Source organism: Rhizobiaceae bacterium (assembly GCA_023953835.1).
In the GTDB taxonomy this organism is placed as follows: domain Bacteria; phylum Pseudomonadota; class Alphaproteobacteria; order Rhizobiales; family Rhizobiaceae; genus Mesorhizobium_G.
In genome coordinates this window covers 3,093,510-3,117,194 of the sequence record JAMLJB010000001.1, presented here as the reverse complement: position 1 = coordinate 3,117,194, position 23,685 = coordinate 3,093,510, and the positions used below count along the sequence as shown (strand labels likewise).

Genomic DNA, 23,685 nt, shown 5'->3' with positions numbered 1-23,685 from the left:
TGTTGCAACGCGGCAATCGAAATTTATACCGATCAGTAAAATTGTCGCGGACAAGCCGCTGCACTGCCTTATGGAAGCAGCACAGTCGTTCCGGTCGTTATCCGGCTTTCGAGATCGGCCTGCGCCTGCCCGGCATCCTTCAAGGCATAGGTCTGGTTGATTTCGATCTTGACCGCGCCGCTCTCCACCACCTCGAACAGGGCGGCAGCGGATTGTTCCAGGTCCTCGCGCTTCGCCACATAGGTGAACAATGTCGGGCGGGTCATGAACAGCGAGCCCTTTTGCGAAAGAAGCGCGGTGCTGAACGGCGGAATTGCGCCCGACGACTGGCCGAAGGTCACGAACATGCCTAACGGGCGCAGGCAGTCGAGCGAGCCCAGATAGGTGTCCTTGCCGACCGAATCGTAGACCACGTCGCACATCTTGCCGCCCGTGATCTCGCGCACGGCGGCGACGAAGTCGGTATCCCGGTAGTTGATGACGTGATCGAAGCCATGCGCCCTGGCGAGCGCGATCTTCTCGGGCGAACTCGCGGTGCCGATGACCGTCGCGCCCAGATGCTTCGCCCATTGGCCGAGGATCAGCCCGACGCCTCCCGCCGCCGCGTGGTAAAGCACGGTGTCGCCGGGCTTCACCTTGAAGGTGCGCCGAAGCAGATATTCCGCCGTCATGCCTTTCAGCATCATGCCCGCAGCCTGCTTTTCGGTCACGGCGTCGGGAAGCTTCACGAGCCGGTCGGCGGGCATCAGGCGCTGCTCGGCATAGCTTCCCGTGCCGGAAACATAGGCCACACGGTCGCCCGCGCGAAGATCGGTCACGCCGGGCCCGACAGCCTCGACCACGCCAGCCGCCTCGCCGCCCGGGATGAGCGGCAGGCCGGCGGGGGCCGGGTAAAGCCCGGTGCGGTAGTAGATGTCGATGAAGTTCAACCCGATCGCGGTGTTGCGGACGAGCACCTGCCCCTCTGCCGGACTGCCAACTTCGACATCCTCATATTTCAGGACTTCAGGGCCGCCGTTTTCATGGATTCGGATTGCTTTGGTCATGGATTTCTATGCCTTCCTTGCGCCGAGCTTCGGGAAGAACTGAAGCACGGCCCCTATACAGAACAGATAGAGACTGGTGACGGTTATGCCAGCCTTGGTGAAAACGTCGACATGTTCGCCGAGCACGCCAAACTGATTGTAGAACTGCGCCATGGCCGATTGCGCCAGCGCCAGCATGCCGAAAGCACACCATGCCACAGTGACGCCGAGATTTACGGCGCGCAGGCGCTGGACCCTGACAGGATGCAGGAAATTGACCGGCACGAAGGTCAGGATGCCGCAAATGAGCACGGTCGCGAATGCGACCCACGGCCCCGGCTCGATGACGTAGAGCGTGAACACCACCATGTTCCAGACGACGGGGAAACCCTTGAAGAAGTTCTCCTTCGTCTTCATGCCGGTGTCGGCGTAGTAGATCGCGCTCGAAACCACGATGATCGCCGCGGACAGGAAGGAAAGCCCCTCGCCCATGAAGCCGCGCTGGTAGAGCGCGAAGGCAGGAATGATGACGTAGGTCACATAGTCGATGATGTTGTCCAGCAGTTCGCCCGACCATGTGGGCAGCACTTCCTTGACATCCAGCTTCCGCGCGATGGGGCCGTCAATACCATCGACCAGAAGCGCGAGGCCAAGCCACCAGAACATCGCCGTCCAGCGTTGCTCGCTTGCCGCGACAAGGGAGAGGAAGGCGAGGAAAGAGCCTGAAGCAGTCAGGCAATGCACGAGGAAAGCGCGCGCCTGCGGCCACGTCACCTGTTTCTTCGGCTTGGGAATGCGGGCGACTAGCTTTCTCGCCGCAATCTTCGCTCGCGGCTGTCCCTTCACGGGGCGCGCCCGCGCATGGTCTTCCCATCGTCGAACGCGTCAGGATTTACGGCCATCACTGTCCCCTCCACGGAAATCGACTCACGGGAAAACACCGTCCGGACACCTTTCCGGGGCGGCGTCCACGGCGATGACGATATACGCGCCGCCATGAGCCGAAAAGACGCAATAATCCATGCTTCACAAGGCATGCGCTTCATGCCACACCGCTTGCCATGGCAAAAGCAGATCCTGAAGCGCCGGTCATCGTCGCGGGCACCGGGCCTGCGGGCCTGATTTCGGCACTCGCACTGGCGCAACGCGGCTTCGCCGTCGATCTGGTCGGGCCGCGCGTCAGCGCCAACGATCACCGCACCACGGCCCTCATGGTGCCTTCGGTGCAGTTCCTTTCCGGGTTCGGGCTGCTCGACGCGATCACCGCGCATGGCGCGCCGCTTGCGAAAATGCGCATTGTCGATGCAACCGCCCGGCTGGTCCGCGCGCCCGCCGTCACATTCAGCGCGGGCGAAATCGGCGAACAATGGTTCGGCCTCAACATACCCAATCGCGCGCTCGTCGCGGCGCTGGACGAGGCGGTCCGCGCCGAGCCCGCAATCGCATGGCATGAATCGCTGGTCGAGACATGGACGCCCGCAAGCGACCACGTTGCCGCACTGCTTGCGGATGGCACCACGCTTCGCGCGAAGCTGGCCGTCGCGGCGGACGGCAGGACCTCTCCGGGCCGCGCGGCAGCCGGCATTTCCCAATCCACCCGCCGCCTGCCGCAATCCGCGCTGGTGCTGAACTTCGGGCATACGCGACCGCACGGATCGACCTCCACCGAGTTTCACACCGAGACAGGGCCGTTCACGCAGGTGCCGCTCAAGGGCGACAGGTCGAGCCTTGTCTGGGTGGTGCGGCCCGACGAGGCCGACGAACTGATGATGCTGGACGACGACGCGCTTTCCGGCAGGGTCGAAGCGCGGATGCAATCGATGCTTGGCCGCGTCAGCGTCGAGCCGGGGCGCCAAATCTACCCGCTGGCAAACGCCACGCCGCGCCGCTTCGGGCAAAACCGCGTCGCGCTTGTGGGCGAGGCCGCGCATGTTTTTCCGCCGATTGGTGCGCAGGGATTGAACCTCGGCATCAGGGACATCCGCGATCTCGTTGAAATCGCCGCGAAATATTCAAGCGACCCCGGCGCGGACATAGCTCTTTCGGCCTATGATTCCATGCGCAGGCCGGACATATTGGCGCGCACGGCGGCGGTGACGCTGCTCAATCGCTCCCTCTTGTCGGGCCTGCATCCGGCGCAGCTCGCGCGCAGCATCGGCCTTGGCGCGCTGGGCGGGTTTGCGCCCCTGCGCGCCTTGTTCATGCGCGAGGGCCTGCGCCCCGGCAGCGGATTGTCCGGCCTGTTCTCCGACCTACGGGAACAGGTCCGGCGGTAGGATTCCGCTGCGGATCAGGTACAGCAACCCGGTGACGCTGCCGACGGAAAGCACGGTCGTCAGCAGGATGCTGGCCGAGGCACGCTGCACCCACACCCCGTATTGCTGCGCGATGACAAACACATTCGTCGCGGTGGGCAGTCCCGCCAGCAGTACCGCGGCGTAAACCCACGTCGGATCGAAATTTCCGACGAGGCTCATCATCACATAGCACAGCGCGGGATGGACGATCAGCTTGAGCGCGGCGATCGGCCCGAGTTCGGTCGGCACGCGCTTCAGCGGACGAAGCGCGAGCGTCACGCCCATCGCAAAAAGCGCACAGGGCGCGGCGGCGCGCGCCAGCATGTCGAGCAGCCGCGCGACCGGCACGGGTGGATCGACATGGAAATAGGCGCCGACAACCCCGGCAGCCGTCGCGATGATGAAAGGGTGCAGCACGATCTTCCTGACCACGCCGAGCGCCACCGCGCCGAAGCCTCCCTTCTCGTCACCCGCCAGCGCCATCATGGTCGGCGCGATGGCGAAATGCATGATGTTTTCGAAGCAGAATATCAGCGCAACCGGCACCGCCGCCTTTTCGCCGAACGCCAGCAGCGCGAGGCCGGGACCCATATAGCCGATATTGCCGTAGGCGGCGGCAAGGCCCTTGATCGTGGATTCGGCGATCTCGCCGCGCGAGACGATGACCGATCCCCCGAACATGGTCATGAAAATGAGAAAGGTCGAAAAGACGGACGCGAAGATGTAGCCCCATTCCGTCAACTGCTCGATGGGCGTCTGCGAAAGGAGCTGGAAAAACAGTGCCGGCAAAGCGACATAGATGATGAAGAGGTTCATCCAACCCAGCGCTTCGAGCGGCTGACGGGTGATCCTTGCAACGAAAAAGCCGAGGAAAATCAGGCCGAAAAACGGGAATACGAGACCGACCAGATCAGACATTGCAAATTTCGGCCCCGTTTGGCTGTTACTTGAAAGGCGAACACGTCTGCGCCAAATATGGGCCGAGGTATGCCATGACTGACGCCAAGACCGCAAAATTCCGAATTGGGCAAGTGGTTCGCCACAGGATTTTTCCGTTTCGCGGCGTGATTTTCGATGTCGATCCCCAGTTCGCGAACACGGATGAATGGTACGAAGCCATTCCAGCCGAAGTGCGTCCGCGCAAGGACCAGCCTTTTTATCATCTGCTCGCGGAGAATGCCGAGACGGAATACATCGCCTATGTCTCGGAGCAGAACCTGCTGGACGATCCCAGCGGCGATCCCGTGCGCCATCCGCAGATCGGTGAACTGTTCGACCGCCTGCCCGACGGCGGATATTCACCCAAGCAGGTGCTGAGGCACTAGAGCGTTTCACAGTTAGTTTGGATCATTCTGTTTGTCGTTTTGGCGAGGCGATCCACAAGGAAGGTCGCGAAGAACGGGCTGGTTGCCCGGTCGAGCGGCATGACGACGTGGGCGCCCGCCAAACGCAAACCCGAAGGGCCGGGCCGGTTTGCGCCAAATCCTTCGGTCTTTGTCTTGTCCGGGCCACCAGCCCGACCTGCGACAAACCCCTTGGCCCTGGCGCAAACCGTCGCCGGCAGAATGCTTCAAACTAACTGCGAAACGCTCTAGCAAATTGAACGCCAACGGGCGGCGAGGTCGGCGCTGCCCCCAACCTTCCGCGCAAACAAAAAAGGCGAGGAACGAGGCCTCGCCTTAGATCACTCAGTGAGGAAGCGGCTCAGTTGGCCTGCTTCGCCTTTTCCTGCTCTTCCTTGAGCTTCTTGGCGAAATCCTCGTTGTTCTTGGCGACGAAGTCCTGGAGCTTCTTCTGGCGCTCGTCGATATCGGACTGCTTGAGCGGCTCGCCGTCATAAGCGCCGGTAAAGCCCTGAAGCGATACCTTCACCGGGTTCGGCTTGTTCTGGAAATTGACCGATGTCAGCGTCAGCGTAGTGCCCTTCTTGAAGGACGTCACCAGCTGATCGCTGAGCACCACTTCGGCCACGCAGCGGTCAGGGAAGCAGATCATGTAATCGATTTTCTGCGTCTTGCCGCCGTCGATCTGCAAGCCGACGCCGGGCGGGATCAGGCGGGCGGTCGGCACCGTGACCTGAAACACCTTGCGGTTCACCTTGCCCTTGAGTTCGATCAGGCTGATGCCGGTGACAAGCTGGCCCGTATCCGCCGTGGTAATGTTCTGCACGTTGCAGACATCGACATCCTGCTGCTTGGAGCATGCCTTGAACCAGCCCTGCGGAATCTGCTGCTGCTGCGCGGACGCGGGCGAAGCCATCGAAACCGTTGCAAGGGCCGCGGCCAGCGCCGACAGGCGAGAAACGGTAATCAAAGCGCGCTTCATATTCGATTTTCCTTCAAGAAATCCGACATCAAAAAAACCATGCTGGCGCTACCTGTTGGCCAAATAAGGCAACAGCATGACTTGGCGCGCCTGTTACACCGCATGCGCCATCAAATCCAGCCCATCCCGCAATTCAGTGCGATCTTTTGAGCTTCCGGGATGTTTCACGGCTCAGCATGGTAGATTAACCGCGAATCGCTGCGGAAGGAAGAATGCTGGCAAGACTCGCAGGCTTTTGGGCAATTCTGGTCGTGTGGTGCGCGCTTGCCGCGCAGGCATTCGCCGCGCCGTCGCATGCCATTGCCATGCATGGCGAACCGGCGTTGCCGGCAGATTTCACCCATCTGCCCTATGCGAACCCGGATGCGCCCAAAGGCGGCAGGATCAGCTATGCATGGCCCGGCACGTTCGACAGCGTGAACCCGTTCATCATTCAGGGAAGTGCGGCGCGCGGCACCATCGACCTGATATTCGGCGACCTGGTTTTTGACAGGCTGATGCTGCAATCGGCGGACGAGCCCTTCACCATGTATCCGCTGCTGGCGAAAACGGTAGAAACGGACGATAAGCGCAGCTTCGTCGAGTTCACTCTGGACGAGCGGGCACGGTTTTCGGACGGGCAGCCGGTGACGCAGGACGATCTGATCTTCAGCTTCGAAATCCTGCGTGACAAGGGCTATCCGCGCTATGCGGTGAGCGCCGACAAGGTCGCGAAGGTCGAAAAGGTCGGCACGCATGGCGTGCGTTTCACCTTCAAGGAGCCGGACCGGGAATTGCCCCTCATTCTGGCCCGTCTGCATGTGTTGCCGAAGCACCTGATCGACCCCGGGACGTTCGACAAGTCGACGCTAAAATCGATGACCGGCAGCGGCCCCTACGTCATGGCGGACATCAAGCCGGGCGACAGCATCACATTCAAGCGCAACCCGGATTATTGGGCGAAGGACCTGCCCTCCAAGCGCGGCCTCGACAATTATGACGAGATCAAGCTGACCTATTACCGCGACGAGAACGCGATGTTCGAGGCGTTCCGCAAGGGGCTGGTGGACGTATTCCTTGAGGAAAACAGCGGACGCTGGAAGAACGACTATGACTTTCCCGCCGTCAGGCGCGGTGACGTGCTGACCGAGACCTTCGAGACCCGAATGCCGTCCGGCATGTACGGCATCGTGATGAACACGCGCAGGCCGATCTTCGCGGATCGCGCATTTCGCGCAGGACTGACCGAGCTGTTCGATTTCGAATGGGTGAACCGGAACCTGCTGTCCGAAACCTACCGGCGCACGACAAGCTTCTTCGACAATTCGGACCTTTCCAGCCACGGCAGGCCGGCGGACGCGACCGAGCGCGCGCTGCTTGCGCCCTTCCCCGACGCTGTGACGCCCGACATCATGGAGCGCGGCTGGACGCCCCCCGCGTCGGACGGCAGCGGACGCGACCGCACCTTCCTGCGCGTCGGATTCGAAACGCTGAAGGCAGCGGGCTACAGCCTCAAGGATGGGCGCATGATCGGCCCGGACGGCCAGCCGGTCGTGTTCGAAATCATGCTCAAGGGCAAGGAAGGCGAACAGCTTGCCATCGCGTGGCAGCAGACACTGGCCAAGCTCGGGATAGAGCTGGTGATCCGCTCCGTCGACGCCTCGCAATTCCAGCAGCGCCAGATCAACTATGACTACGACACCTTCCTGTTCAACTATACGAGTTCGCTTTCGCCGGGCGTCGAGCAGGTGGGGCGCTGGGGATCATCGACGCGCGACAAGCCGGGGACGTTCAATTTCGCTGGTGTGGCGAGCCCCGCCGTCGATGCCCTGATCGACGCCATGCTGAAGGCGCGGACCCGCGAGGAGTTTGCCAGCACGGTGCGTGCCTATGACCGCGTGCTGCTCTCCGGCGCCTATGTGATTCCCCTCTATTTCCGTCCGGAGCGATGGGTGGCACACTGGAAACGGATCAACCGCCCGGACGTTACGCCATTGCAAGGCCCGCAATTGCCGACCTGGTGGTATTCGCAATAGGAGGCTCGCTTGAGCGATACAGTGACCGTTGACGTCGTATCGGACGTCGTGTGCCCCTGGTGCTTCGTCGGCAAGCGGCGGCTGGATGCCGCGCTCGCCACCTTGCCCGATATCGATGTCGAGGTGCGGTGGCGACCCTTCCAGCTCGATCCCACAATACCACCCGAGGGCAAGGATCGGCGCGCCTACATGATTGGTAAATTCGGCTCGGAAGATCGCATCCGCCAGATACACGCCAACATCGTGCAACTCGGCGCGGTGGAAGGCATTTCCTTCGATTTCGATGCGATCAAGGTCGCGCCCAACACGCTTGACGCGCATCGCGTGGTACGCTGGGCCGCAGGCTCCGGCGCGGATGTGCAGAACAGGTTGGTCGGCATTCTGTTCAGCGCCTATTTCGAGCAGGGCCAGAACATCGGCGATCATTCTGTGTTGCTGGAAGCGGCGCAGTTGAGCGGCATGGATGTGCCGGTGGTCGAGGCGCTGCTGCCCTCCGACGCCGATCGCGACGCCGTTCAGACCGAGATCGCTACGGCGTCACGGATGGGAATTTCCGGCGTGCCGTGCTTCCTGCTGGACAACAAATACGCCGTCATGGGCGCGCAGGACACGCGTGTTCTGGCCGACGCGATCCGGCAGGTCGCAGCCGAACATGCCGACGCCAAAGTGAACACCCAATAGAAAAGAATGGGAAAGGATGAACAAAGAGACGCGCTACCAGTTGTAATGTAATAACATTACTTGTATGGCTTTTGACATTGAAGGAGACGACAATGGCAACGGCCACCACATCCAGACTCCCTGTATCGGTTCTCTCCGGCTTCCTCGGGGCAGGAAAGACGACGCTGCTGAACCACATTCTCAACAATCGCGAAGGGCGGCGCGTCGCGGTTATCGTCAACGATATGAGTGAGGTGAACATCGACGCCACTCTCGTGCGCGAGGGCGGCGCGAACCTCTCGCGCACGGAGGAGCAGCTTGTCGAAATGACCAATGGCTGCATTTGCTGCACGTTGCGCGACGATCTTCTGCGCGAGGTGCGAACGCTCGCAGAACAGGGCCGCTTCGACAATCTGATCATCGAGAGCACCGGCATTGCTGAGCCGCTGCCGGTTGCCGCCACCTTCGAGTTTCGCGACGAGAACGGGGAAAGCCTGTCAGACATCGCCCGGCTCGACACCATGATTACCGTCGTGGATGCTGCCAACCTGCTGAGCAACTATTCGTCGAGCGATTTTCTGCGCGACCGTGGAGAGATTGCCTCGGAAGGCGATGAGCGCGCCCTTGTCGACCTGCTGGTCGAACAGATCGAATTTGCCGACGTGATCGTGCTCAACAAGATTTCAGATTCCGCCCCGGGCGACCTCGATCGGGCGCGCAAGATCATCAAGGCGCTCAATCCGGATGCGGAATTGATTGAAACCGATTTTGCGCGTGTCGAACTTGGTCGTGTGCTCGACACGGGACGTTTCGATTTTGCCAAAGCCGAAGAAAACCCGCTGTGGTTCAAGGAACTCTACGGCTTCAAGGACCATATCCCGGAAACGGAAGAGTATGGAATTCGTTCGTTTGTCTACCGTGAAAAACGGCCATTCGACCCGCTCAAGCTGCACAATTTCATCAACAGTTCATGGCCGGGGGTAGTTCGCACAAAGGGCTTTTTCTGGCTCGCGACGCGACCCGACCATGTTGGCGAGCTAAGCCAGGCGGGAGCGCTCGTAAAGACCGGGAAACGGGGGCTGTGGTGGTCCGCCGTTCCCCGCGCACACTGGCCGCAAAACTCGGAATGGCAGGCCGCAATGGCACCCTACTTGGACCCGGTCTGGGGCGACCGGCGGCAAGAACTCGTCTTCATCGGCAGCGATCCGATGGATGAAAAGATCATCCGGGCTTCGCTCGACTCATGCCTGGTGCCCGAGACGAGTTTCGAGCCGATGAAATGGGAATTTCTAACGGACCCCTTTCCAGGATGGGAGGCGCGCGCGGCTTAAGCCGCGCTTTCCACCAGCCGCGCAAGTTGCGTCATGACCACGGCGGAGCCTGACAGGCGCTTGTCGGCGGTTGGCCATTCGCGAATGAACACCACGCTCTGGTCGGGCCTGATCTTCGCCATGGAGCCCTGCTGCCCGATATACTGAACCAGCCCGACCGGATTGGCGAATTCGCGCTTGCGGAAGTGGATAACGACGCCCTTCGGACCGGCGTCCAGCTTTTCCACATTGGCCTTGCGGCACAGCGCCTTGATGAAAACGATCTTCAAAAGATGCTCTACCTCGTCCGGCAGCGGGCCGAAGCGGTCGATCAGTTCGGCGCCGAACGCATCGATATCCTCCGCAGAGGTGAGGTCGCCAAGGCGGCGATAAAGCGCCAGCCGCAATTGCAGGTCCGGCACATATGCCTCCGGGATCATCACCGCCGTGCCGATGGTGATCTGCGGCGACCACCCGCTGTCAAGCTCTTCGCCCGAACCCTTGATCTCCGCCACGGCCTCTTCCAGCATCTGCTGGTAAAGCTCGAAGCCCACTTCCTTGATGTGGCCGGATTGCTCCTCACCGAGCAGGTTGCCCGCACCGCGAATGTCGAGGTCGTGGCTGGCAAGCTGGAAGCCTGCGCCCAGCGTATCCAGCGATTGCAGCACCTTGAGCCGGCGGTCGGCGGTGTCGGTCAGCTTGCGGTTCGCAGGCAGCGTGAACAGCGCATAGGCGCGCAGCTTCGAGCGCCCCACGCGCCCGCGCAACTGGTAAAGCTGCGCCAGCCCGAACATGTCCGCCCGGTGCACGATCAGCGTGTTGGCGGTCGGAATGTCCAGACCGGATTCCACGATGGTGGTGGACAGGAGCACGTCATATTGCCCGTCATAGAAGGCGTTCATGATGTCTTCGAGTTCGCCTGCCGCCATCTGGCCATGCGCCACGGCGACCTTCAGTTCCGGCACTTCGGCGGCGAGGAAATCATGGATTTCGGCAAGGTCCGAAATGCGGGGGACGACATAGAAGCTCTGCCCGCCGCGATAGCGCTCGCGCAGCAGCGTCTCGCGGATCACCAGCGGATCGAAGGGCGAAATGAAGGTGCGCACCGCCATGCGGTCAACCGGCGGCGTGGCGATCAGCGACAGTTCGCGCACGCCGGTCAGTGCAAGCTGCAAGGTGCGCGGGATCGGCGTCGCCGAAAGCGTGAGCACATGCACGTCGCTCTTCAGGTCCTTCAGCCGCTCCTTGTGCTTGACGCCGAAATGCTGCTCCTCGTCGATGATCAGCAGGCCGAGATTGTGGAAGCTGACGGACGACCCCAGCAATGCGTGCGTGCCGACGACAATATCGACGGTCCCGTCCGCGATGCCCTTCTTCGTTTCCGCCAGTTCCTTGGACCCCACCATGCGTGAAGCCTGGCGCACGCGCACCGGCAGGCCCGCGAAACGCTGGGAAAATGTCTTGAAATGCTGGCGCGAAAGCAGTGTCGTCGGCACGACGACGGCAACCTGCAAGCCTTCCATCGCCGTGAGGAAAGCGGCGCGCAGCGCCACCTCCGTCTTGCCGAAGCCGACATCGCCGCAGATGAGACGGTCCATCGGCTTGCCCAGCGACAAATCATCGATCACCGCATCGATGGCATTCTGCTGGTCGTCGGTTTCCTCATAGGGGAAGCGCGCGGCAAACTCGCCGTAAGCGCCTTCCGGCGGCAGGATGCTGGGCGCTGACCGCATCTGGCGTTCGGCGGCAAGGCGGATGAGTTGCCCCGCCATTTCGAGCAGGCGGCGCTTGAGCTTTGCCTTGCGCGACTGCCACGCGCCGCCGCCGAGCTTGTCGAGGACCGCCTCCGCGCCATCGGACCCGTAACGCGACAGAAGCTCGATGTTTTCGACCGGCAGGAACAGGCGGCCGTCGCCCGCATAGTGGATTTCGATGCAGTCATGCGGCGCGCCCGCCGCCTCGATGGTCCGCAGGCCGACGAAGCGACCGATGCCGTGGTCCGCATGGACCACGATGTCACCCGCCGAAAGCGACGTGGCTTCCGCGATGAAATCAGCGGCGCGTCGGCGCTTCCTGGAGCGGCGCACAAGGCGGTCGCCCAGAATGTCCTGCTCGGCCACCACCACCAGTCCGGCGGTCTCGAAGCCCTTTTCCAGCGGGAGGACTCCAAGCCCCGCCTGCCCCGCTTCAAGCTTTTCAAGCTGGTCGAGCGAACCGACACGGATGAGGTTGGCAAGGCCGTGCTCTTCCAGAATCTGCCCCAGCCGGTCGAGAGAACCTTCGGTCCAGCCCGCGACAAGCACCCGCCGCTTGCCGGCGCGCTGGTCAGCAATGTGGCGGGCGGCCACCTCGAACACATTCGCGTTGGGGTCGGCGCGCTCCTCGGCAAAGGAGCGCCCCGCTTTCGCCCCGGCATGATGCAATGCCCGCCCGCTGGCAAAGGGCGCATCGAAGGGCGTGAACTCGACGGCCTGCCGGTCGGCCAGCGACGAAGCCACTTCTTCCGGGGAAAGGTAAATCAGCCCCGGCGCTACGGGCTTGTACGGCGCGGCGTCCTTGAGCGATGGATCGCCCTGCCTGCGCCGCGCCTCGTAATGGTCGAGAATAAGTTCGTGGCGCTCGGCCAGCGCCTCGCGCGCCAGATGGTCGAGGATGACAGGCCCATCCGGCAGATAGTCGAAAAGCGTTTCCAGCCGCTCGTAGAAAAACGGCAGCCAGTGCTCCATGCCCGCGAAGCGACGGCCTTCGCTGACCGCCGTGTAGAGCGCGTCGCCCGGCGTCGGCGCGCCAAACGCCTCGATATAGGCACGGCGGAAGCGGCTGATGGATTGCGGGGTAAGCTGCACCTCGCTCATGGCCTGCAAGGTGAAAACCGGCACATTCGCGATGGTGCGCTGCGTGGCGACGTCGAAAGAGCGAATCGATTCCAGCGTGTCGCCGAAGAAGTCGAGGCGCACCGGCTCCTCCGACGAAGGCGCGTAGAGGTCGAGAATGCCGCCGCGCACGGCATATTCCCCGACATCGCGAACAGTCGGAACGCGCTCGAACCCGGCGGTTTCGAGGCGGGTGACAAGCTCCTTCATGTCTATCTGGTTGCCGGGACGCGCGTTCAGGCTCTGCGCCTCGACGGCTGCGGCGGGCGGCATGCGCTGGAGAATCGCGTTGACGGTGGTCAGGATCACTGCACGGTGCGGCTTCCTGTGAAGCGCGATGATGCCGGCCATCGCATCCAGCCTGCGCGCGGCGGCGTCCGAACCGGGCGACACGCGATCGTAGGGAAGGCAATCCCAGGCCGGAAGCTCCAGGACCGGCAGGCCCGGCGAGACGAAGGTGAGCGCTTCGGCGATTTCCGGCAGGCGTTGGCCGTCGCGGGCCACGAACACAATCGGCGCGTCAGGCGCGGCCTCTGCGGCGGCGCGGGCAATCGCGAACGCCTCATAGCCGTCTGCGACACCGTCGACGATATATTGACCGGGCCTTGCCGCCGGCAGGCCGATGGAGGGTATCAGTTTCATGCGTGAGATATTGGCTGGAACGCCCTGATTCGGTTTACGATTGCGGCATCGACATTTGCGGGGATGGGCTGCTCGCCCATGAGCCATGGCAAAAGCTCGGTGTCGTTTATGGTGAGCAGAAGCTCATATTGTTCAAGTTCGGCGTCGGTCAAGCCGCCGATTTCAGCATCGGCAAAGGGGCCGAGGATCAGGTCAAGCTCGCGCATTCCCCTGTGCCACGAGCGGAACAGCAAGCGCTTGCGGCGCGCGTCCAGTCCGTCGCTCGTCCGTGTCGTTCCGGTCATCGTCAGATCCCTCGCATCAGCGTGCGGGCATATAGCGTGGATAGCGCACGGTGTCAGCCTTGCAAGCCGCCGCACTTCACCCGACAATTGGCGCAATGCGTCCGTCCCTTCTCGATCCCCTGTTTGCGCCGCTCACCTCGCTGCCCGGCATCGGCGCGAAGGTCGCCGCGCTGATCGCGAAAATCGTGCCCGCCGACACGAGCGCGCGCGAGCCGCGCATCGGCGACCTGCTGTTCACCCTGCCGCATTCGATCATCGACCGACGCAACCGACCCGGCATCGCTTACGCGGACGAAGGCGCCATCGTGACGCTCGAGGTGCTGGTGGACCGGCACCAGCCGCCGCCGCGCGCCAATCGCAGCGTGCCCTATCGCGTCTACGCGCATGACGACACGGGCGAGGTAACGCTGACGTTTTTCCACGCGCACGCAGCCTATCTGGAAAAGGCGCTGCCGGAAGGCGAGCGCGTCATCGTCAGCGGTCGCATGGAATGGTTCAACGGGCGCGCCTCGATGGTGCACCCCGACCATATCGCGCTTGCCGACGCGGCGGATGGATTGCCGCTGGTCGAGCCGGTCTATCCGCTGACGGCGGGGCTTTCGCCCAAGGTGCTGCGCCGCGCGGTCCAGGCGGCACTGGAAAGGCTCCCACAACTACCCGAATGGCAAGACCCCGGCGTCATGCGCCGCCAGACCTTCCCTGATTTTGCAAGCGCATTGCGTCGCATCCACAATCCGGCGGACCCCATCGACACTTCGCCTGAAAGCGCGGGCTGGCGACGGCTTGCCTATGACGAGTTTCTTGCGGGCCAGATCGCGCTGGCTTTGGTGCGGGCGCGGGTGCGGCGCTCGGCGGGGCGACCCTTTACAGGCGATGGGCGCATCGTCGAGCGGCTGCGCAACGCCCTGCCTTATTCGCTGACCCGCAGCCAGGAAACGGCGCTTGGCGAAATCAATGCCGACCTCGCCAAACCCGAACGCATGCTGCGGCTGCTGCAAGGCGATGTCGGCGCGGGCAAGACGGTGGTGGCGCTGCTGGCAATGGCGCGCGCCGTCGAAAGCGGCGCGCAGGCCGCGCTGATGGCACCGACCGAAATCCTTGCGCGCCAGCATCTGGCGACCATTGCACCTTTGGCCGAGCGCGCGGGCATGCGGCTGGCAGTGCTGACGGGTCGCGAAAAAGGCCGGGAGCGCGCGGCGACACTCGCCGGGCTTGAGGACGGTTCCATAGACATCGTGGTCGGCACTCACGCGCTCTTTCAGGAGAAGGTGGTGTTCCGCGACCTCGCGCTTGCAGTCGTGGACGAGCAGCATCGGTTCGGCGTCCACCAGCGGCTTGCCATCTCGGCCAAGGGCAGCGCGCCGGACCTTCTGGTGATGACCGCGACCCCCATTCCGCGCACGCTGGTGCTGACGGCCTTTGGCGACATGGACGTGTCGCGGCTGACGGAAAAGCCCGCCGGTCGCCAGCCCATCCGCACGGTCACCATGTCGATGAACCGGCTGGACGAGCTGGTGGGACGCATGACCGAAGCCGTCGCGGCGGGCCAGAAAGTCTACTGGATCTGTCCTCTGGTGGAGGAATCCGAGGAAATCAAGCTAATGTCCGCCGAGGACCGTTTCGCCTCACTCAAGCCGGTGTTCGGAGAGCGCATCGGGCTGGTTCACGGGCGGATGAAAGGCGCTGAGAAGGACGAGGCGATGCGCGCCTTCAAGGACGGCGAGACGCGCGTGCTGGTGGCGACGACCGTGATCGAGGTCGGCGTGGACGTGCCCGACGCGACGATCATGGTGATCGAACATGCCGAACGCTTCGGGCTCGCGCAGTTGCACCAGTTGCGCGGGCGCGTCGGGCGCGGCTCGAAGCCCTCTTCTTGCGTGTTGCTCTACAAGGAGCCGCTTGGCGAGACAGCAAAGCGGCGGATGTCGGTCATGCGCGAGACGGAAGACGGCTTCATCATCGCCGAGGAAGACCTGAAGCTGCGCGGCGAAGGCGAGTTGCTGGGTACGCGCCAATCCGGCACGCCGGGATTCCAGGTGGCGCGGATCGAGCATCATGCCGATTTGCTGGAAGTCGCGCGGGACGATGCACGCCTGCTGCTATCCAGCGACCCGGACCTGCTGTCTCCGCGCGGCGAGGCGATCCGGCTCCTGCTTTACCTGTTTGGACGCGACGAGGCCGTCAGGCTGCTGCGCGCCGGATAACCTTCTCCCACAAGGAAGAAGGAAAACAATTGCGGAGCTGTCGTTCTATTCCGCGATGCCTTCCTCATATTCTGTCGAAAGCGTCAGCCAGCGTTCTTCATTCGACTCAAGCTGCGCGCCAAGCTGAGAGCGCTCTTTCGCGAGCCGCGTCGCGCCGACCGGGTCCTTGTCGTAGAGAGCCGGATTGGCAAGCTCGTCCTCGATCGCGTCGATGCGCTTGCGCAGCCGCTCTATCAGCCCTTCCGTGGCGCGAATTTCCTTCGCCAGCGGCTCCAGCGCCTGCCGCCGCGCGGCAGCCTCGCGCCGACGGTCGGCCTTCGATGCCTTGTCAGCCTCACGCCGCTCCCGGCGATCCGCCGCCACGCCGGTCACCTCCGTGCGATAGTCGGAGAGGTCGCCGTCATAAGGCCGCACCACACCCTCCTTGACCAGCCAGAGCCGGTCCACGGTCGCCTCGATCAGGTGGCGGTCGTGCGAGATCAGCATCACCGCACCGGGAAAATCGTTCAGCGCGTGGACCAACGCCTCGCGACTGTCGATGTCGAGATGGTTGGTCGGCTCGTCGAGAATGAACAGGTTCGGCCCGTCGAACGCCGCCAGCCCCATCAGCAGACGCGCCTTTTCGCCGCCGGACAGGTCCTTTGCGGGCGTGTTCATTTTCTCCGTCGCGAGCCCGAACTGCGCGACGCGGGCGCGCACTTTGGGCTCCGGCGCGTCCGGCATCATACGGCGCACATGCTCGTAGGCGTTTTCCTCTGGGCGCAGGTCATCGAGCTGGTGCTGCGCGAAAATTGAGACTTTCAGCCCCGGCGCAACCGTCATCGTTCCCGATTCCGGTTTCAGCCTCCCGGCCAAAAGCTTGGCGAAGGTGGACTTGCCGTTGCCGTTCGCACCGAGCAGCGCAATGCGGTCGTCGGCGTCGATGCGCAGCGAGAGGTGCCTGAGGATCGGCTCGCCGGGCGCATATCCGACCGCCGCCTTGTCGATGGCGATGATGGGCGAAGCCACGGTCTTGACCGGCTCGGGAAAGCTGAATGGCGCGACCGTATCGTCCATGACGGCGGCGATGGTTTCCATCCGCTCCAACGCCTTGATGCGCGACTGCGCCTGCCGCGCCTTGGAAGCCTTGGCGCGAAAGCGGTCCACGAAGGATTGCAGGTGCTTGCGCCGCGCCTCCTGTTTGACGCGGCTCTTTTCCTGAAGCACCAGCTTCTCGGCGCGCTGGCGCTCAAACTGGTCGTAGCCGCCACGCCAGAAGGTCAGCTTTTTCTGGTCGAGATGCACGATTGAATCGACGGCGCGGTTCAGCAGGTCGCGGTCGTGGCTGATGAGCAGCACTGTATGCGGATAGCGGCTGATATAATTTTCCAGCCAGAGCGTGCCTTCAAGGTCGAGATAGTTGGTCGGCTCGTCCAGCAGCAGCAGGTCGGGCTGCGAGAACAGGACAGCGGCGAGCGCGACGCGCATGCGCCAGCCGCCGGAAAAGGACGAGGCGGGGCGCTTCTGCGCTTCCTCATCGAAGCCCAGCCCTGCAAGGATTGTCGCGGCGCGCGCTTCCGCCGAATGGGCGTCGATGTCGGCAAGACGCATGTGGATTTCGGCGATGCGGTGCGGGTCCGTCGCGGTCTGCTCCTCCGCAAGAAGCGCCGCCCGCTCCGTGTCTGCCTTCAGAACGATTTCGATAAGCGGCTCTTCCGTGCCGGGAGCTTCCTGCGCCACCTGCCCGATGCGGGTGTTCTTCGGCATGGAGATCGAGCCTGTCTCCGCACCGAGATCTCCGGTGATGGCGCGAAACAACGTTGTCTTGCCGGTGCCGTTGCGCCCGACAAGCCCGGCCTTCGTGCCGGTCGGCAAGGTGACGGAGGCGTGGTCGAGAAGCAGCCGGCCCGCCATGCGCAGGGAAAGATCGTCTATGATGAGCATGGCGCGCTTTTGCACGCTCGCGCGCGCCGCTGCAAGATCGCGGCACGCGCTAATTTGGAAAGGTCGGCCTCAGCTTCCGCGCAACATCCGACAAAGCGAAACCAGGTCGGCATCATAGCCGGCAGGATCGACTATGATCGCCGCGCAGCGCTTGCGCATTCTTGCCAACTGGCCCGGCGACATGTTCCTGGCCATCGACGCCGCGCTGCCCGGAGCTACCGGATTCGCGGACGCCTGAGCCGAAGTGGACGATGCTGCCACCCCCGATGAAGACGCGGTTGGGCCTGCGATGCCACCGCCCGCTACTCCACCGACACTAACGCCAGCATCGACATCGACACCCCCGCCAACCGACGCCGAGGCAGAAGCGTCAACTCCACCGGAGCCACCCACATTTGCGCCAAGCGCAGCATTGACGCCGCTTCCTCCGCCCGCCGTCGCCCCTGCCGTGGCATTAACCCCGTTGCTTCCGCCAATGCTGGCGCCAAGACCGGCCGCAAGGCCGTCGCCGCCTCCAAGCGAAGCGCCAAGGCCGGCATTCACGCCATTCGCGCCACCAACTGACGCGCCACCGCCCACGCCTATGCCCTGCGCCTGCACCGGTACCGATAGACTCAATGCAACTGCTGCTCCCATTGCAAGGAATGGGATATTTCTCATCATGGTCACCATGAGACTCTCCCGAAATCATCATCTCAAATCTGCGATTTAGATCGCGTAGATAGAATGAGTTATATGATTTCTTGTTCCGTCTGCTCTGAAGACAAGCGAAAGCAGCATCCCGATTTGGTTAAGAGTCGAATACAGCTTCAATGCAATTTGGAGATGTTACGCAAAGGCGCGGCCCTCTTCCGTACGCTGGAAATAGATCAGGTCGAGCGGCACGGAGGCTTTTCCCAGCATCGTCAGGATCGTGTGCGCCTGTCCGCGATGATGTGTCTGATGGTTGAAAAAATGATCGAGCGCGGGTGCAAGCCGCTGGGAAACCGTGCGCATATCGGTAACGGTCATATAGGTGAAGCGCCCGCCGAGCGCCTTTTCGCTCTGCGAATCGATCCAGTCGATGATGCGCTTGTCCTCGGTCGCCCGCACCTTGCGAAGCTTGCCCAACTCGCGGCTTGTGATGTGGTCGAGTTCTGTCGGCGCATCCCCGCCATTGGTGAAGCGCTTCATCCAGATGCGGTCTGCGGCAACAATGTGGTTCAGCGTGCCCATCATTGACTTGAAAAACGCACCCACATCTCGCTGGAATTCCTCCTCCGTCAAATCCGCCGCGGCATCGTAGATTCGCGTGTTGGCCCATTGATTGTAGGCCGCGAACATTCTGAAATGCTGTTTCATGAAATTGCCTTCGCCAGTTACTATTGCCGCATTGCGCATCGGAGAAACGCACCAATGACAATTGTTCTATACGAGTTGGCGGGCGCAGATGAAAAGCGCCCCTTCAGCCCGCATTGTTGGAAAACCGTGATGTCGCTGGCGCATAAGGGCCTTTCATGGGACTCGGCCCCGACGCACTTCATCGATGTGCCGAAGATCGAGGGCGGCGTGTCAAAGACGGTTCCGGTCATTCGCGACGGCGACAAGGTGATCTCCGACTCCTTCGCCATCGCTCTCTATCTCGAGGAAACCTATCCAGACCGCCCCTCGCTCTTTCGCGGCAAGGGCGGAGAAGCGATGGCGCGCTTCATCGAGCGCTGGTCGCAAACGCAGCTTCATCCCTTCATGGGATCGGCCGCGCTGATGGACCTTTATGAAATGCAGGACGCGCCCAATAAGGCTTATTTCAGGGAAAGCCGGGAAAAGCGCTATGGAAAGGCTCTGGAAGCGGTGGTCGAGGACCGGGACAGCCATCTCGATGCGTTCCGGAAGCGTCTCGAGCCGTTGCGCGATATGCTGGCATACCAGCCGTTCATCGGCGGGCAGGCGCCGCTTTACCCTGACTATATCGTATTCGGCGCCTTCCAGTGGACACGCATCGCATCGCCCTACGGTTTCCTGGCCGGTGACGACCCCGTGGCCAGTTGGATGGAGCGTTGCCTCGACCTCTATGATGGCCTCGCGCGCAAGGTTCCTGCGGCTGCCTGACACTTGGCAAGGCATGACGCTGCCTGTATAGAGCCGCCACTTTCCGATCTTTCAAAGGACCAATCATGGCGATTGAACGCACGTTTTCCATGATCAAGCCGGATGCGACCAAGCGCAACCTGACCGGCGCGATCACCAAGATGCTCGAAGATGCCGGCCTGCGCGTCGTGGCCTCCCGCCGTGTGTGGATGAGCCGCCGCGAAGCCGAAGGGTTCTATGCGGTCCACAAGGAGCGCCCCTTCTTCGACGAACTGTGCGAATTCATGTCCTCCGGCCCGACGGTCGTGCAGGTGCTGGAAGGCGAGAACGCAATCGCCAGGAACCGCGAAGTGATGGGCGCAACAAACCCCGCCAACGCCGCCGAGGGAACGATCCGCAAGGTGCACGCGCTTTCCATCGGCGAAAACTCCGTCCACGGCTCCGACGCGCCGGAAACCGCCGCACAGGAAATGAAGTACTGGTTTTCGGACACCGAAATCGTCGGTTGAGGCGGATTTTCCGGACTCTGCCGGAAACCATTGCAAAGATTGAAGAAGGCCGGTCTCCCCGGCCTTTTTTACTTCTTCCAGCGCCGCGCGGCCTGCTCGTCCGATCGCTTGGCTGCGACCCAGTCGCCGTCGGTCCCGTCGGTGCGGTGCTCTTTCTTCCAGAACGGCGCGCGGGATTTCAGGTAATCCATCAGGAAGGACGCGGCTTCGAACGCCGCCTGCCGGTGCGCCGAGGCCGTGACCACCAGCACGATGTTTTCGCCGGGGGCGATCCGGCCGTAACGATGGATCGCAGTCAGCCCGGTCAGCGGCCACCGTTGCAGCGCTTCCTCGGCGATCCGTCCGATCTCGGATTCGGCCATGCCGGGATAATGTTCCAGTTCCAGCGCCGCCAGGCTGCCGCCTTCATCCCGACAAAGGCCCGTGAAAGTCACCACCGCGCCGACATCGGACCTGCCGCCCGTCAGCGCCGCGACTTCCCCCGCCAGGTCGAAATCCTGCGGCTGAATGCGGATCGTCGGCGCAATCGACACCTCAGCCGCCTGTCATCGGCGGGAACAGTGCGATCTCCCGCGCGCCCGCAATCGCCTCGCGGTGATCCACATGCTCTTCATTGATCGCCACGCGGATGACTTCCGGCTGTTGCAGCGCATTGGCGTAGCCGTCGCCCTGCCCTTGCAGCCATGTCAACAGGTCGGCCACCGTGCGAACGTCCGCCGGAAGGTCGAGTTCCTCCTCGCGCTTGCCGATGCGCTCGCGGACCCAGGCGAAATAGACCAGCTTCGTCATTCGTCGATGATGTGCTTCAGCCCGGCTCGGAAATAGTCGTAGCCGGTGTAGAGCGTGATCAGCGCCGCGATCCACAACAGCGCGATCCCGGTCTCGGTCGCATAAGAAATGATCTTGTCCAGCGCCGGACCCGCCAGCAGCACGGCGATGGCAACCATCTGGATTGTCGTTTTCCATTTCGCCAGCCGCGTCACCGGCACGCTCACCTTGAGATCGGCCAGATATTCGCGCAGGCCGGAAACGAGGATTTCCCGGCACAGGATGATGATCGCCGCCCACAAAGTCCAACCGGCAATGGTGCGGTCGGTGTCGGCGGCCAGCAACAGAAGGCACGTCGCCACCAGCAGCTTGTCGGCAATCGGGTCGAGCATCCGGCCTATGTTGGAGGTCTGCTGCCAGGCGCGGGCGAGATAGCCGTCAAAATAATCCGTCACGCTCGCCACGACGAAAATGATCAATGCCGACCAGCGCGCGAAATCGCTGGATTGCAGCCTGCCTTCGAGAAAAAAGCAAAGCACAACCAGCGGCACCGCCAGAATGCGGCCATAGGTGAGCATATTGGGTAGATTGAATGCACGAGATGCCATGTTGGCCGTTTCTATCCTGAACTGGGTTTCAAGTGAAACCAGATTGCCACCGTGTCGGTCAAGTTGGCTTCGCCAAGACACCAGAACTTCGGCATTTTTTCGTCCCGGCAGCTACTTCTCGTGAAAATGATTGTAGACCACGCGCGCGACGGCCTCGGAAATGCCCTCCACGGCGGTCAGATCCTCCATGGCGGCGCGGCCAACTGCTTTTGCCGTGCCGAAGTGCAGCAAAAGGGCGCGCTTACGGGTCGGCCCGATGCCGGCGATTTCGTCAAGGGGATTGCGAACCATCTCCTTCTTGCGACGCGCGCGATGCGAACCGATGGCGAAGCGATGGGCTTCGTCGCGCAAACGCTGGATGAAATAGAGAACCGGATCGCGCACCGGCAGCGAAAATGAATCGCGGCCGCGAACGAAGAAGCGCTCGCGTCCGGCCTCCCGATCCTGCCCCTTGGCAACGCCGATGGCGACCACGCGATCCTCGATACCGAGATCGGCCAGAATGGCGCGAACCGCCGTCATCTGCCCCTGCCCGCCATCGATCAGGATGACATCGGGCCAAGCCGGAAACTCGCCGTTGCCTTCCTCGATCTCCTCCCCATGCTCCTTCAGCAGCCGGGAAAACCGTCGCTGCATGACCTCGCGCATCATGCCGAAATCGTCGCCCGGCGTGATGTCGGTCGAGCGGATGTTGAACTTTCGATACTGGTTTTTCACAAAGCCTTCCGGCCCCGCCACGATCATGGCGCCTACCGCGTTGGTGCCCATGATGTGCGAATTGTCATAGACCTCGATGCGGACTGGCGGCTTTTCCAGCCCGAAGGTGCCGGCGAGACCTTCCAGCAGCCGCGCCTGCGTCGACGTTTCAGCCAACCGGCGGCCAAGCGCTTCTCGCGCGTTCTGCAAGGCGTGGTCCACGAGGTCCTTTTTCTCACCGCGTTGCGGAACGCCGATGGAAACCTTGCGTCCCGCCCGCGCGGAGAACGCCTCTCCAAGCAATTCCTGCTCCTCAACCGCCAGCGAAAGCAGAAGTGAACGCGGGATGGGCTTGTCGTCGTAGAACTGCGACAGGAACGAGCCCAGCACTTCGCCGGGTTCAAGCGCGGGATCGGCTTTCGGGAAATAGGCGCGATTGCCCCAGTTCTGCCCGGTGCGGAAGAAGAACACCTGAATGCAGGTCTGGCCGCCCTCCTGATGGATGGCGAACACGTCGGCCTCGTCGATGCCCTGCGGATTGATGCCCTGATGGCTCTGGACATGCGACAATGCGGCAAGCCGGTCGCGATAGATCGCCGCCCGCTCGAAATCGAGATGCTCCGAAGCCTCCTGCATCTGCGTGGAAATCTCGGCCTTCACCGCCAAACTGCGGCCGGACAGGAAATCCTTCGCTTCCGCGACGAGTTCGAGATAGGCGTCGTGCGATATCTCGTTCGTGCAGGGACCGGAGCAGCGCTTGATCTGGAAAAGCAGGCAGGGGCGCGTGCGGTTTTCGAAGAAACTGTCGGTGCAACTGCGGATCAGGAACGCCCGCTGGAGCGAATTGATGGTGCGGCCCACCGCCTGCGCCGAGGCAAAGGGGCCGAAATAGTCGCCCTTGCGCGAGCGCGCGCCGCGATGCTTGAAGATGCCCGGCGACGGATGATCGCCGGTAATCAGGATGTAGGGAAACGACTTGTCGTCGCGCATCAGCACGTTGAAGCGCGGGCGCAGCCGCTTGATGAGGTTTGCCTCCAGCAGCAGCGCCTCGATCTCGGTGCGCGTGACGACGAACTCCATTGTCGCGGTCTCACGCACCATTCGCCCGATGCGATTGGTGTGGAAGCGTCCTTGCGCATAGGCAGTGACGCGCTTTTTCAGGCTGCGCGCCTTGCCCACGTAGAGCACGTCGCCCGCCGCGTTCATCATGCGGTAGACGCCCGGAGCATTGGGCAGCCGCTTCACCAGTGTCTGGATGACATCGGCGCCCGCCTTGCCGTCGGCATCACCGGGGTCGGCCGTCCAATCGATGGACGTGAAGGTGGGCTCCGCGCCGACAGATGCGGATACGCCCTCCACCGTCTCGTCTTCATCGTCGAAGTCGAGATCCGGCATATCCTGAGAGGCGTTTCTTCCCTGACTCACTTGCTGTCCTTTGTTCACAGCAGATCGGTCAAATCGCGTCGGGATTCAAGCGGT

The 23,685-nt window shown here is 62.5% G+C and carries 21 protein-coding genes; 8 read left to right on the top strand and 13 right to left on the bottom strand.

Features of this window, described 5'->3' with window-relative positions; translation table 11 throughout:
* Positions 1-68: 68 nt before the first annotated feature.
* Entirely contained in the window at positions 69-1,046 is a 978-nt protein-coding gene (locus M9924_14630) for a quinone oxidoreductase (protein ID MCO5065633.1), read from the bottom strand.
* Positions 1,047-1,052: 6 nt separating this feature from the next.
* The gene (locus M9924_14625; protein ID MCO5065632.1) at positions 1,053-1,820 is read right to left on the bottom strand and encodes a phosphatidylcholine/phosphatidylserine synthase; all 768 of its coding nucleotides are present in this window, start codon (positions 1,818-1,820) and stop codon (positions 1,053-1,055) included.
* Positions 1,821-2,086: 266 nt separating this feature from the next.
* Here M9924_14625 and M9924_14620 point away from each other — a divergent pair, with 266 nt between their 5' ends.
* Entirely contained in the window at positions 2,087-3,301 is a 1,215-nt protein-coding gene (locus M9924_14620; GenBank protein ID MCO5065631.1) for a UbiH/UbiF family hydroxylase, read from the top strand.
* Here M9924_14620 and M9924_14615 read toward each other — a convergent pair.
* Positions 3,278-4,240, bottom strand: a complete 963-nt coding sequence (locus M9924_14615) for an AEC family transporter (GenBank protein MCO5065630.1) — start codon at positions 4,238-4,240, stop codon at positions 3,278-3,280. The genes M9924_14620 and M9924_14615 overlap by 24 nt on opposite strands.
* 74 nt (positions 4,241-4,314) lie before the next feature.
* On the opposite strand from M9924_14615, the gene hspQ reads away from it, so the two are divergent.
* Positions 4,315-4,647: a heat shock protein HspQ gene (hspQ, locus tag M9924_14610; protein ID MCO5065629.1), complete on the top strand. Its 333-nt coding sequence runs from the start codon at positions 4,315-4,317 to the stop codon at positions 4,645-4,647.
* A 379-nt stretch (positions 4,648-5,026) separates the two neighbouring features.
* Here the strand turns inward: hspQ and M9924_14605 are convergent, their stop codons facing one another.
* A complete protein-coding gene (locus M9924_14605) occupies positions 5,027-5,647 on the bottom strand; it encodes an invasion associated locus B family protein (GenBank protein ID MCO5065628.1) in 621 nt (206 codons plus the stop codon).
* Positions 5,648-5,859: 212 nt separating this feature from the next.
* On the opposite strand from M9924_14605, the gene M9924_14600 reads away from it, so the two are divergent.
* The 3 genes from M9924_14600 to M9924_14590 all read left to right on the top strand — a co-directional run bounded on the left by M9924_14600 (position 5,860) and on the right by M9924_14590 (position 9,653).
* Positions 5,860-7,662 carry an extracellular solute-binding protein gene (locus M9924_14600; protein MCO5065627.1) on the top strand — a complete coding sequence of 601 codons (1,803 nt, stop codon included), beginning with the start codon at positions 5,860-5,862 and terminating at the stop codon, positions 7,660-7,662.
* Positions 7,663-7,671: 9 nt separating this feature from the next.
* Positions 7,672-8,343, top strand: a complete 672-nt coding sequence (locus M9924_14595; protein MCO5065626.1) for a DsbA family protein — start codon at positions 7,672-7,674, stop codon at positions 8,341-8,343.
* A gap of 92 nt (positions 8,344-8,435) precedes the next feature.
* Entirely contained in the window at positions 8,436-9,653 is a 1,218-nt protein-coding gene (locus M9924_14590; protein ID MCO5065625.1) for a GTP-binding protein, read from the top strand.
* Here M9924_14590 and mfd read toward each other — a convergent pair.
* Positions 9,650-13,147: a transcription-repair coupling factor gene (gene mfd / locus M9924_14585; protein ID MCO5065624.1), complete on the bottom strand. Its 3,498-nt coding sequence runs from the start codon at positions 13,145-13,147 to the stop codon at positions 9,650-9,652. The two genes, M9924_14590 and mfd, sit on opposite strands and share 4 nt — an antisense overlap.
* Positions 13,144-13,431 (bottom strand): succinate dehydrogenase assembly factor 2, encoded by a 288-nt coding sequence (locus M9924_14580; GenBank protein MCO5065623.1) that lies wholly within the window; start codon positions 13,429-13,431, stop codon positions 13,144-13,146. The genes mfd and M9924_14580 overlap by 4 nt, the downstream gene beginning before the upstream one ends.
* Before the next feature lie 95 nt (positions 13,432-13,526).
* Here M9924_14580 and recG point away from each other — a divergent pair, with 95 nt between their 5' ends.
* On the top strand, positions 13,527-15,635 hold the full coding sequence (gene recG / locus M9924_14575; protein MCO5065622.1) for an ATP-dependent DNA helicase RecG: 2,109 nt from the start codon (positions 13,527-13,529) through the stop codon (positions 15,633-15,635).
* A 45-nt stretch (positions 15,636-15,680) separates the two neighbouring features.
* Here recG and M9924_14570 read toward each other — a convergent pair whose 3' ends face one another.
* The 3 genes from M9924_14570 to M9924_14560 form a co-directional block, all read right to left on the bottom strand.
* The gene (locus M9924_14570; protein MCO5065621.1) at positions 15,681-17,558 is read right to left on the bottom strand and encodes an ABC-F family ATP-binding cassette domain-containing protein; all 1,878 of its coding nucleotides are present in this window, start codon (positions 17,556-17,558) and stop codon (positions 15,681-15,683) included.
* A gap of 69 nt (positions 17,559-17,627) precedes the next feature.
* Complete coding sequence (locus tag M9924_14565) at positions 17,628-18,176, bottom strand: hypothetical protein (GenBank protein ID MCO5065620.1); 549 nt, start codon at positions 18,174-18,176, stop codon at positions 17,628-17,630.
* A gap of 210 nt (positions 18,177-18,386) precedes the next feature.
* Positions 18,387-18,899 carry a DinB family protein gene (locus tag M9924_14560; protein MCO5065619.1) on the bottom strand — a complete coding sequence of 171 codons (513 nt, stop codon included), beginning with the start codon at positions 18,897-18,899 and terminating at the stop codon, positions 18,387-18,389.
* Between the two features lie 54 nt (positions 18,900-18,953).
* Between M9924_14560 and M9924_14555 the strand changes: the two genes are divergently transcribed.
* Both M9924_14555 and ndk read left to right on the top strand, forming a co-directional pair.
* The gene (locus M9924_14555) at positions 18,954-19,646 is read left to right on the top strand and encodes a glutathione S-transferase family protein (GenBank protein ID MCO5065618.1); all 693 of its coding nucleotides are present in this window, start codon (positions 18,954-18,956) and stop codon (positions 19,644-19,646) included.
* A 65-nt stretch (positions 19,647-19,711) separates the two neighbouring features.
* A complete protein-coding gene (ndk, locus tag M9924_14550) occupies positions 19,712-20,134 on the top strand; it encodes a nucleoside-diphosphate kinase (protein ID MCO5065617.1) in 423 nt (140 codons plus the stop codon).
* Between the two features lie 68 nt (positions 20,135-20,202).
* On the opposite strand, the gene M9924_14545 is transcribed toward ndk, so the two are convergent.
* The 4 genes from M9924_14545 to uvrC all read right to left on the bottom strand — a co-directional run bounded on the left by M9924_14545 (position 20,203) and on the right by uvrC (position 23,649).
* A complete protein-coding gene (locus M9924_14545; protein MCO5065616.1) occupies positions 20,203-20,667 on the bottom strand; it encodes a molybdenum cofactor biosynthesis protein MoaE in 465 nt (154 codons plus the stop codon).
* A gap of 1 nt (position 20,668) precedes the next feature.
* A complete protein-coding gene (gene moaD / locus M9924_14540) occupies positions 20,669-20,923 on the bottom strand; it encodes a molybdopterin converting factor subunit 1 (GenBank protein ID MCO5065615.1) in 255 nt (84 codons plus the stop codon).
* The gene (gene pgsA / locus M9924_14535) at positions 20,920-21,510 is read right to left on the bottom strand and encodes a CDP-diacylglycerol--glycerol-3-phosphate 3-phosphatidyltransferase (GenBank protein MCO5065614.1); all 591 of its coding nucleotides are present in this window, start codon (positions 21,508-21,510) and stop codon (positions 20,920-20,922) included. Before pgsA ends, moaD begins: the two co-directional genes overlap by 4 nt.
* A gap of 111 nt (positions 21,511-21,621) precedes the next feature.
* Positions 21,622-23,649 (bottom strand): excinuclease ABC subunit UvrC, encoded by a 2,028-nt coding sequence (uvrC, locus tag M9924_14530; GenBank protein ID MCO5065613.1) that lies wholly within the window; start codon positions 23,647-23,649, stop codon positions 21,622-21,624.
* Positions 23,650-23,685 lie beyond the last annotated feature (36 nt).